This is a genomic window from Flavobacterium sp. FPG59, assembly GCF_002150205.1.
GTDB lineage: Bacteria > Bacteroidota > Bacteroidia > Flavobacteriales > Flavobacteriaceae > Flavobacterium.
Window position 1 is genome coordinate 1 of sequence record NZ_MTCA01000092.1, and the last position, 11,821, is coordinate 11,821.

General features: G+C 34.6%; 8 protein-coding genes. 7 read left to right on the top strand and 1 reads right to left on the bottom strand.

Going from position 1 to position 11,821, the window contains the following annotated elements:
* Nucleotides 1–589: 589 nt before the first annotated feature.
* Nucleotides 590–1,267, bottom strand: a complete 678-nt coding sequence (locus FPG59_RS09515) for a DUF4294 domain-containing protein (RefSeq protein ID WP_086454377.1) — start codon at nt 1,265–1,267, stop codon at nt 590–592.
* Between the two features lie 82 nt (nt 1,268–1,349).
* Between FPG59_RS09515 and FPG59_RS09520 the strand changes: the two genes are divergently transcribed.
* The 7 genes from FPG59_RS09520 (at nt 1,350) to FPG59_RS09550 (ending at nt 11,596) form a co-directional block, all read left to right on the top strand.
* A complete protein-coding gene (locus FPG59_RS09520) occupies nt 1,350–2,441 on the top strand; it encodes a M42 family metallopeptidase (protein ID WP_086454378.1) in 1,092 nt (363 codons plus the stop codon).
* A 493-nt stretch (nt 2,442–2,934) separates the two neighbouring features.
* On the top strand, nt 2,935–5,226 hold the full coding sequence (locus FPG59_RS09525; RefSeq protein WP_086454379.1) for a DNA topoisomerase 3: 2,292 nt from the start codon (nt 2,935–2,937) through the stop codon (nt 5,224–5,226).
* Between the two features lie 188 nt (nt 5,227–5,414).
* Entirely contained in the window at nt 5,415–5,888 is a 474-nt protein-coding gene (locus FPG59_RS09530; RefSeq protein WP_086454380.1) for a DUF6265 family protein, read from the top strand.
* 201 nt (nt 5,889–6,089) lie between these two features.
* The gene (locus FPG59_RS09535) at nt 6,090–7,595 is read left to right on the top strand and encodes an ankyrin repeat domain-containing protein (protein ID WP_086454381.1); all 1,506 of its coding nucleotides are present in this window, start codon (nt 6,090–6,092) and stop codon (nt 7,593–7,595) included.
* A 4-nt stretch (nt 7,596–7,599) separates the two neighbouring features.
* Nucleotides 7,600–8,082 carry a DUF2271 domain-containing protein gene (locus tag FPG59_RS09540; protein ID WP_086454382.1) on the top strand — a complete coding sequence of 161 codons (483 nt, stop codon included), beginning with the start codon at nt 7,600–7,602 and terminating at the stop codon, nt 8,080–8,082.
* Between the two features lie 137 nt (nt 8,083–8,219).
* Nucleotides 8,220–10,415 (top strand): PepSY domain-containing protein, encoded by a 2,196-nt coding sequence (locus FPG59_RS09545; protein ID WP_086454383.1) that lies wholly within the window; start codon nt 8,220–8,222, stop codon nt 10,413–10,415.
* Nucleotides 10,416–10,585: 170 nt separating this feature from the next.
* Nucleotides 10,586–11,596 (top strand): FAD:protein FMN transferase, encoded by a 1,011-nt coding sequence (locus tag FPG59_RS09550; protein ID WP_254906674.1) that lies wholly within the window; start codon nt 10,586–10,588, stop codon nt 11,594–11,596.
* Nucleotides 11,597–11,821 lie beyond the last annotated feature (225 nt).

Genomic DNA, 11,821 nt, shown 5'->3' on the forward strand with positions numbered 1-11,821 from the left:
TTATCTCTAAAAGTGTTCGGTGAACTCGTTTGCGGGGTGCAAAGATAACTTTCGTTTTTAAATCTCACAAGCTTTTTTTAAAGTTTTTTTTTAAAGAGTAAATCTCTATTCACTTTGTTTTTCTTGCCAGTATTTTAAAGAACGTCTGCGCTATTGCGGGTGCAAAACTACAACCTTTATTCGCTTTTACAAGCTTTTTTTGAACCTTTTTTTAATCTTTTCTTAACTTTCAAACTAAAGCGCTGATTAAACGACTCTTAAAAACTAAACTTTTTTTCAGCTAATTTGAATTAAGATAGTTTTACTGTGAAATCATGACCGTGGAGGGTGTTTGATAGTTTTATTTCTATATATAGGTAGATAGACTTTCTATACTATATATAAGGTACAACTCAAATCAACTCTTATTACATTCTCGCTATTGACTCCTCTCTATTAAAGAGACACATACAATATTAAGGAAAAACATCAATTCTTTAATTGTGCTTTTTTAAGGTATACTAAAGTGGAACGGAGATCTATTCTAGAAAAAATCAAATAGCACTAACACTTATTGAAACTCTAATTTTATAGAAAGAAATATAGACTATCATTTTTTTAAATTCTCAGCTCGTTTCACCCAGGAATCGTTTAAAGTATCATAATCTATAACAATTGCTGGTTTTTGGTTTTGAAGTCTTCCAGCTTCAAACGCTCTAAATAATATAGTTTCTATTAAATAGTCTTCGTTTACGGTATATGGAGCATATTTTGTTTTAAGATTGATATCAAATAAACTTGCTGCGGTGTTTGACCAAAAAGCTTTCCAACCGCTCTTGAGGGTTTTTACAAGCTCATAGGTAGTAGTGCCTGTTTGCCTGTGAATAAGCTTTACTAATATTTGGCCTTGCTTGCGGGATAGTTTTTTGAGTTTAGCTTCGAATTCATTGCTCAAATAACCTTCGACAATCTTAAAATATTTTTTCTTTTCTTTATTCGTTTTTAAATTCGCCATGCCTTTATTAAGGTTTGTCAATCGCTCTGATGCTACTTTTGCATATGGATACACTTTATATACTCTACTTTGTAGCAATAAGAATTGTTTTCTAGCTTCTGGATCTAGTTTCTCTTTTGAAATTAAAATTTCTGGCAGTTGTATGGTGTCATTTATTTCATATTCATCTTCACCAAGTTCGTAACCTATTTTTGTAGTGTCTTGAGGTGTTGTCTGTGCATTTGAGAAGTGAACACAAAAAATAATTAATAACGCTATAAGCAATGGTTTCATGTTTCGAATTTTTAAAATCAAAATTATACAATATATGTACAAGTGTGATGCCAAATTTTTAATTTAGCAAAAAAAATATTTTATGAGTACAACAACACTATTAAATACAACTTCCTTAGCCTTTTTAGAAAAATACTTAAACAACGCCTCTCCTACGGGCTACGAAAGCGAAGGTCAGAAAATATGGATGGATTATTTACGCCCATATGTAGATACCTTTATAACGGATACCTATGGAACTGCTGTAGGAGTTATAAACCCTGATGCTCCATATAAAGTAGTTATTGAAGGACATGCCGATGAAATTTCATGGTATGTAAATTACATTACTGAAGATGGATTACTGTATGTGATACGCAACGGTGGATCTGACCATCAAATTGCTCCATCAAAGAGAGTGGATATTCATACTAAAAAAGGTATTGTAAAAGGAGTATTTGGCTGGCCAGCCATACATACAAGAAGCAGAGCCAAAGAGGAAACTGCTAAAGTTGAGAATATTTTTATTGACATAGGTTGTGAGACAAAAGATCAAGTAGAAGCTATGGGTGTTCATGTAGGCTGTGTAATTACGTATCCAGACGAATTCATGATTTTAAATGAAAACAAATTTGTTTGCAGAGCCATTGACAATCGAATGGGTGGTTTTATGATTGCCGAAGTAGCTAGAATGTTGCACGAAAATAAAATCACACTACCGTTTGGTCTTTATATTACCAATTCTGTGCAAGAGGAAGTGGGCTTGCGTGGCGCAGAAATGATTACTAAAACCATACGACCAAATGTTGCTATTGTAACCGATGTATGTCATGACTCAACCACGCCGATGATTGACAAAAAAATAGAAGGCGACACAAAAATAGGTAAAGGACCAGTAATTACCTATGCCCCAGCTGTACACAATACACTGCGAGAAATAATTCTTGATACAGCTATTGCAAATGAGATTCCGTTTCAAAGATTAGCTTCGTCAAGAGTAACGGGCACAGATACTGATGCATTTGCCTACAGTAACGGAGGTGTAGCATCGGCTTTGATTTCTTTACCACTACGTTACATGCACACTACAGTAGAAATGGTTGATCGGTCTGATGTAGAAAATGTGATACAGCTTATTTACAAAACCTTACTTCAATTAAAAAACAACGATACGTATTCTTATTTTAATGAGTAGTCGTATCTATTTAAAAACAACTCAAAACCTTCCTTGAGTTGTTTTTAAATTTTTCTTCGCTATCTGGTTAATTCCCGGATAGCGAAGAAAAATTTACTCAACTTAGTTTGTCAAAAAAGTTAAAGCTCCATGATATTTTGGATCCAATGCGTATCAGATCCATTAAATAAGACTACTTGACCATTTTCATGAAACAATTTGAATCTGCTACTATAATAAATTCGTGCTAGAATTTAACTAAATATTTACGTTTAGGACTCTTGTGTTACACTCTACTCCTTTTGAAAAAGAATATATTCTATTTAGCCCTGATAGCAGCGGCATCCTTTTATCCCGATTTTTTTTCGGGATGAAAGATATAGCGGATAGCAGGAGGAGTTTTACTTACTAAGAAAGAAGTACTGCTCCTAAAAAAGCTTTTTAAAACTCTGTGCGAATTGTTTTTTGATATCCTTTCTAAATTCCTAATTTGCGCCCTTAAATGTATATGAAGATGAAGGTATGTATTGCCGAAAAACCTAGTGTGGCAAGAGAAATTGCAACTGTACTGGGTGCCAACACTAAACGAGATGGATATTATGAAGGAAATGGTTATGCGGTTACCTACACTTTTGGACATTTGTGCACGCTTAAAGAACCTAATGATTACAAACCCCACTGGAAAAGTTGGGATTTGAATAACTTACCCATGCTTCCTGAGAAATTTGAAACCAAAGTGGTGGAAAATTCAGGAATCCAAAAACAGTTTAAAATTGTAAAACAATTGTTTGACCAAGCAGAAATGGTTATTAATTGTGGTGATGCCGGCCAAGAAGGAGAACTCATTCAGCGCTGGGTTATGAACCAGGCGCACTATAAAGGAGTGGTGATGCGACTTTGGATTTCCTCTTTGACAACCGAAGCTATTAGAGAAGGTTTTCAAAACTTAAAACCCTCCAGTCAATACGACAACTTGTTCTATGCTGGTTTCTCTAGAGCTATTGGTGACTGGTTGCTGGGTATGAATGCCACTCGACTGTACACTGTAAAACATGGTGGATACAAGCAAGTGTTATCTATAGGTAGGGTACAAACCCCTACTCTTGCTATGGTTGTAGAACGGTATAAAGAAATTATGAATTTCAAGCCACAACCTTACTGGGAATTACAAACCATGTACCGTGAAACCCTTTTTAATTATGAAGAAGGTAGGTTTTTAAAGAAAGAAGAAGGTGCAATTCTGGCTCAAAAAGTAAAAGAAAGCCCGTTTGAAATTATTGCTGTTGACAAGAAAAACGGCAATGAGTATGCTCCAAAATTATTTGACCTTACTGGATTACAAGTGTATTGCAACACTAAATTTGGTTTCTCAGCAGATGAAACTTTAAAAATAGCACAGCTGTTATACGAACAAAAAGTAATTACCTACCCTAGAGTAGACACCACTTTTTTACCTAATGATGTGTACCCAAAAGTGCCTGGTATTTTACAAAAATTAACGGCTTACACACAATTGACCGCGCCCTTACTGAATAAAAAAATAAAAAAATCAAGTAAGATTTTTAATGATAGTAAAGTTACAGATCACCATGCTATTATTCCCACGGGTGTACAAAATAACTTGTCCTACAATCACCAGCAGGTATACGATATTATAACCAAACGCTTTATCGCTGTTTTTTATGACGATTGTCTTGTGGCCAATACTACGGTGCTGGGTAAAGCTGCCGATGTAGTTTTTAAAACAACCGGTAAAATAATTTTAAAGAAAGGATGGAGAGTTGTTTTTGAAGATCCAAATGCCAAGGAAAAAGAAACCGATCTTTTACCCTTATTCACCATTGGCGAAAGCGGCCCTCATGAACCTTCTTTTTTAGAAAAAGAAACGAAAGCGCCCAACCAGTTTACCGAGGCTACCTTATTAAGAGCCATGGAAACCGCCGGAAAACAAGTTGAAGATGATGACCTGCGCGAACTTATGAAAGAAAATGGTATTGGCAGACCATCAACCCGAGCTAACATTATTGAAACCTTATTCAAGAGGCAATATATTATTCGTAATAAAAAACAGGTATTGCCCACTGCAACCGGCATTCAACTGATTGACACCATTCAAAATGACATGGTAAAATCAGCAGAACTCACGGGTTCTTGGGAAAAACAACTTCGGGATATTGAAAAAGGAACGTATTCTGCCGCTTCATTCATTAATAATATGAAACAAATGGTAGGAACACTTGTTGATGAAGTTCGTCTAGAAACTCGTCGTGCCATACATGCAACACCACTGCATGAAGAAAAGAAAATTGCAAAACCCGTAAAAAAATCACCTGACGGAATTGCACAACAAAAATGTCCGAAATGCAAACAAGGATCTTTACTAAAAGGAAAAACAGCCTACGGTTGCAGTGCGTATCAATCTGGATGTACTTTTTTATTACCTTATGTTTATGCCGAAAAAAAGATTTCAGAAAATCAATACTTGCGCTTATTGCAAAAAGGATCTACCGTAAACTTGAAAGATTTTAAAACACAATCCGGTACAGTAGAAGGATTATTGCGTTTTGACGAAAATTTCCAACTTATACTTGAACAAAAGAAGACTTTGGCGAAAGCCGTTCCTGACGAATTATCCTGCCCGAAATGCAAAAAAGGAACCGTCTTAAAAGGAAAATTAGCCTATGGATGTAGCCAGTATAAAGTAGGCTGTACCTTTAACGTAAGTTTTATTAAGGTTCGGGAACAGTTAAACGGAGTCGCAGCCACAAAAGATCTTGTACACCAAATTCTTAAAAGCAATAGTTAGTTTTCTGGAGCTTAATCCAGCTATCCGCTATATCTTTTTATGATTAAAAAAAATCATAAAAAGGATGCCGCTTCTATCTGGGCTAAGAACGACAAGTAAACTATAATTGGCAATTAAATATTTCAACAGAAATCACATCTTTTTTATAAATTTGTAAGGCACAAAATATTCATCCTTAAATACATTCCATGAAAAAATCAGCCCTAATTATCTTGTCCGTAATATGTATTTTTAGTTGTAACAAAAACCAAAACAGCGAAAAAGAAAAAATTAAAGCAGCCCAATGGATCATAGGAAACTGGAAATACAAAACAGCAACCGGAACCCTTACTGAGAACTGGACAAAAGGCAATGACAGCACTTTACTAGGCACCTCATTTTACATACAAGACAAGGATACCATACACCATGAAACAATTGTACTGCAACAAAACGGTGATAATCTCACTTATACCGCTACAATTAAAGGACAACATAATGATCAACCTGTTGTTTTTACTTTAAATAGCGCAACAGAAAAATCAATGGTTTTTGAAAACCCGAAAAACGATTATCCTAGAACTATTACCTACCAGCAAGTGTCATCCCAATCTATAATTACCAAAATAAGCGGAATCCAGCAAGGAAAACCTTCGTCTGAACAGTTTGTTTTGAAAAAGTAGTTAGAATCTAATTTCAGTTAAAACTCTGTAAATTAATTTTTTGTATGATACAGCCCTAAGAAATTTGATAATTTTTTACTTAACTATTCATATTTATTCTAAATAATTTTAATTCTTCAAAAAGGGTTTCTATATTTGCAACATATTATTTTTATTTAATCTAAATAAGTAGCTAAAAATAGAAATTCAAATACTATTGACATGAAAAATAAACTTTTTGTTTCGTTGGCCTTTGTAACAACAATGTTAGTAAGTGCACAGCAAAAAAATACCTTATTAGAATCCACTTTTTGGAAAACAAAACCAGATGTGAATATTGTAAAAGCTGAAATAGAAAAAGGAAATGACCCAGCGGGACAAACAGCAAATGCATTTGATGTTACCGTAATGGCAATTAACAATGATGCGCCAGAAGCGACTATAAAATACCTTTTAGAACAACCTGGCAATGAGGTCAGTAAATTGACACATGACAATCGTATTTATTTACATTGGGCAGCAAACAAAGGGAATACGGCAATTGTAGAACATTTAATTGCAAAAGGGTCTGATATTAATCTAGAAGACAGTAAAGGTGAAACCCCTCTTACTTTTGCAGCAATTGGAGCCCAAAGCAACACGGCACTTTACGAAGCTTTTTTTAAAGCAGGGACAGATCCTAAGAAAAAATATAGAGACGGAGTAAACTTGATGCACATGGCTATTGCTGGTGATAAAAGTTTAGCACTTACAAATTATTTCACTTCAAAAGGAATGTCTTTAAAAGATACTGATGCTGATGGAAACACCGCTTTTGATTATGCTGCAAGATCAGGAAATATAGCCTTGCTAAAATCACTTATTGAAAAAGGAGTAAAATATACCAACAACGCATTACTTTTTGCTGCTCAAGGATCAAGAAGAGAGGTAACTTCAATAGAGACCTATAAATATTTAGTAGAAGATTTAAAACTTAAACCTACTACTGCCAATAAAAACGGAGAAACGGTTTTGCATTTTTTAGCAGGAAAGCCAAACCAAATTGAAGTAATCAATTATTTTCTGGCAAAAGGTGTTCCTGTAAACACTAGTAATAATGAAGGAAATACTCAGCTCATGGTGGCGGCAGCAGCCCGAGACATAGCTGCATTAGAATTATTGTTACCACTTGTTTCAAATATCAATGCTCAAAATGAAAAAGGAGAATCGGCTTTGACGCTTGCTGTAAAATCGGGAACTCCCGAAGCAGTTACAGTACTACTAAACAAAGGTGCAAATCCAAAAGTATTAGACAAAGATCAAAACAATTTAGGGTACTATTTAATTCAATCCTACAGGCCAATGGCCGGTAAACCAGAAAACGCAAACGGTGCCGTTCAAGATCCATTTGATTTGAAGATGAAACTTTTACAAGAAAAAGGACTAGATTTAAATGCAACTCAAAAAGACGGCAGTACTTTAATCCATTTTGCAGTTGCAAAAAATGATTTGGGTTTGGTAAAAAAATTGTCTTCTTTGCCAATAGACTTAAATTCAAAAAACAAAGATGGATTAACGGCACTTCACAAAGCCGCCATGATTGCAAAGGATGATGTTATGTTAAAATATTTATTAAGTATAGGAGTAAAAAAAGATATTACTACTGAATTTGATGAAACGGCATACTCTTTGGCTAAGGAAAATGAGACGCTTACCACAAACAAAATTGATCTAGAATTTTTAAAATAAAAATATGAAATCCATACTTAAAATATCGTTAACCCTATTATTATTGTGTTTTACAACAAATCAAGCAACTGCTCAAAGTAGTAAATACAAATGCATGTTACAAATGTCAAACTATATGGGCGAAGGAGCGTACATTGTAGTTTCACTAGTGAATGCAAAAGGAGAATACGTAAAAACGCTTTATGTAATGGGCGATGATAAAAAATGGTACAAAACATTAAAGGAATGGCACAAATTTTATGCTAAAAAACCTGAAAATTTAAGTGCTAAAACAGGCGCATCTGTAACAGGAGGCGACCGTAGCATCACGACTATCGAAATTGAAGATGCTAAAATCAATAAAGGATTTAAATTGCGTTTTGAAACAGCTGTAGAAGATCATAAATACCACACCACCGATATTGAAATTCCACTTACCACAGAGGGTATTGCGGCTAAAACTGAAGGTAATAATTACATCAGATATGTGCGTTTAAATAAAATTTAGTACTCCTATAATACTTCAATTCAAACTAATTGACCCTTGCTTTTTAAATGAATGCAAGGGTCATTTTTAAATAAATCACATACTTTAATCCAATGTCTAAGATATAATTAGAACGGATAAGTAACTATTTTCATATTATGACTCTCTCTTTTTGGCGATTATCACATTTAGCTCTAGCTTTATTCTCGGCGTTGTTTTTAATATTAGCATCAGTTACAGGAGTGATTCTTGCTGTTGATGCTATTCAGGAAAAAACTCCACCTTACAAAGTTGCTAATTTTGATACCCTCACGTTAGACAAAACTATTACAGCAGTTAGAAACGTTTACCCAGAAATAACTTCGGTACGTGTAGATCACAATCAGTTTGTAATTTTAGAGGGAATAGACGGTCAAGATCAAGATATCAACGCATACATAGATCCTAAAACTGGGAAAATCCTTGGGAAACCCGAGAAAAAAAACGAATTTATCCTATGGACAACTGCCCTTCATAGGTCTTTATTTTTAAAAGAAACCGGAAGATTCATCGTTGGTTTTATCTCCTTGTTACTGGTTTTAATCAGTATTTCAGGATTAGCTCTGCTGATCAAAAGACAACAAAGTTTTCGTAGTTTATTTTCAAAAATTGTCAAGGAAAACTTTGCTCAGTACTACCACATTGTTTTAGGAAGATGGTCTTTGATTCCGATTCTAATACTTGCCATTACAGGAACTTTTTTGACACTAGAGAAGTTCAATTTTTTTATGGATTCTGCTGAAACAGAAACTAAAAATACAACTACTATAACTCATACTCCAACAAAAAAAACAGCTCAATCATTTTTTAAAAACACCTTACTGAGCGATATTCAAAAAATAGAATTTCCGTTTTCTGATGATCCTGAGGAAAATTATATTATAACTTTAGGTGACAAAGAAATTGAAGTAAATCAATTAACTGGAGCGGTAGTACGCGAAACACCTTTTCCATTACAAACGCTTATTTCAAGCTGGAGTCTCAATTTACATACCGGGAGAACAAGTATTTTATGGGCATTAATACTGGGTTTTGCAAGTATCAACATATTGTTTTTTATCTATTCTGGGTTTGCCATGACACTCAAACGTAGATCAAGCAGAATAAAAAACAAGTTCAAAAAAGACGAAAGTAACATCATTATTTTAGTAGGATCAGAGAATGGTAGCACACTCGTTTTTGCAAATGCGATTCAAAAACAACTTATTGCGGCAGGAAATAAAGTCTTTATAACGGAACTCAACTCATATCAAACCTATCCTCAAGCAGAACATATATTGGTTTTTACTGCAACGCATGGCTTAGGTGATGCGCCTGCAAATGCTACTAAGTTTACATCACTAGTAAATCAAAACAGTCAAAACCAAAAGATAAATTTTTCAGTATTGGGTTTTGGATCTCGTGCTTATCCTGACTTTTGTGAATTTGCCTCTACAGTTGATCGTATTTTAGAGGAGCAAGACTGGGCTGTACGATTACTCGATTTACAAACTGTTAATGACAAATCAGTTACTGAATTTATAGAATGGGTACGCTTGTGGAATGCCAAAACAGGAATCCCGCTGGCTACTACCCCATCTTTATACAATGCTGTACCAAAGGGATTAAAAAAACTTATTGTACTTGATAAAACAGAAGTCACTCCTAAAGACCAAACTTTTATTATGAATCTAGGATATGCCAAAAGAAACAAAATAAAATCAGGTGATTTGCTTGCCATTTATCCTGCAAACGACAATCAAGAACGACTGTACTCAATAGGTATGCTACAAGACAAGATCCAACTTGTAGTAAAATTACATCCGTATGGTTTGGGTTCTCGATATTTGTATCACTTAAAAAAAGGAGATGTTTTTGAGGGTAGAATATTAAGTAATCCGTCATTTTATTTTCCTGTACAGGCTACAAAAATTGCAATGATCTCAAATGGAACAGGAATTGCTCCGTTTTTAGGAATGATTGACCAAAATAAAACAAAAGTTTCTACCTATTTATACTGTGGTTTTAGGAAAAAAACCGAAACCGTACAAGGGTATGAATTTTTCCTAAATGAAATGATAGAAAAAAAGAGGCTAACAGAATTTCATGTAGCGCTATCTCGTGAAGAAAATGCTATGTATGTCATGGATTTAATTCAGCGTGATGCTTCCTTTTTTATAGATTTACTAAGTTCTGGCGGAGTAGTCATGATTTGTGGTTCACTAGCCATGCAGCAAGATGTAGAACGTGTTTTAGATACTATTTGTCTTGCACATTCTGGAGTTGGAATTGCCTTATACAAAAATAAAAATCAAATTCTGTCTGACTGCTATTAAAAAAAATACCTTGCTATACGCATGTGCTTTGCGTGAGTGATGGCAGTGGAGCTCTTTATAGAAAAGCCTTTTTTGGGGCTCTTCTATAAAAGCGGGAACGAACAGCACGACCCTCAGTTTCGTCCTTTGGAAAGAAACTGAGGGTCACGCCCTAACAAAATTAATAAGTAATGATTCCATTTCGTTTATTTTTATTGCTAGCAACCTTATTATTAGGCCAAAACCTAGAGGCACAAGTTCTAAAAAAAAGAACCACATTATTGATGGGTGGTCGCTTTGACATTTCTATAGTGGCTCAAGATACTACAACAGCTGTACAAAGTATTGATGAAGTTGTTGCCGAAATTACACGAATAGAGAATTTGATTTCGGACTGGAAGCCTACATCGCAGGTGTCAGCCGTGAATCAAAATGCGGGTATAAAAGCTGTAAAAGTTGATCGTGAAGTTTTTGAACTTACGCAGAGAGCCATTCAATTATCAAAAGAAACACAGGGCAGGTTTGACATCAGTTTTGCGGCAATGGATCGAATTTGGAAATTTGATGGATCCATGACCGAAATGCCTACAGAAGAAGCTATTAAAAAATCGGTTGAAAAGGTAGGTTATGAAAATATCATTTTGGACAGTTTAGAGTCTACCATTTACCTCAAAGTAAAAGGTATGAAAATAGGTTTTGGCGCCTTAGGCGAAGGCTATGCAACCGATAAATGCCGAACCATAATGAAATCTAAAGGTATAAGTGCTGGCATCATTAATGGATCTGGAGATATGAGTTTGTGGGGAAAACAGCCCAATGGAGAATCTTGGAAAATAGGAGTTACAAATCCATTTAAACCTGAGAAAGTCATGACTATTATCCCTATTTATGATGGTGCAATTACGACATCTGGAAGTTATGAAAAATTTGTAATTCTTGAAGGCAAACGCTATTCTCATATTATAAACCCTTTGACGGGATATCCTGCAACGGGGTTGTGTAGCGTAACAATTATAGGTCCAAATGCTGAAACAGCCAATGGATTAAGCACCTCTATTATGGTCCTTGGTCAAAAGGAAGGATTACAGTTGTTAAAAAGTTATCCGGACTATTCGGGTATTTTGATATTAGATACTGGAAAAACCGTTAAGACGAGCACCTTTAAAAAAATGAAAAAGAATTCATTTTTACAATTGAAGTAATACAGACATCTCGTTTTATGATTCTGGAAAATAAACTCATTAATACGCTCTCGAAAATCACTTTTGCAGATTGCCTTACCTCTTATTTTTAAGAAGCGTCATTTAGAAGTCAAATCTTGTCGATTTTGAAACCTTTTTTTACCAATTCAAGGGTGTAATTAAGACTCAAAAAGTTAAGTTAGACTTTTATTCTTTTACAAAAACTATTTTAATTCACTACAAATC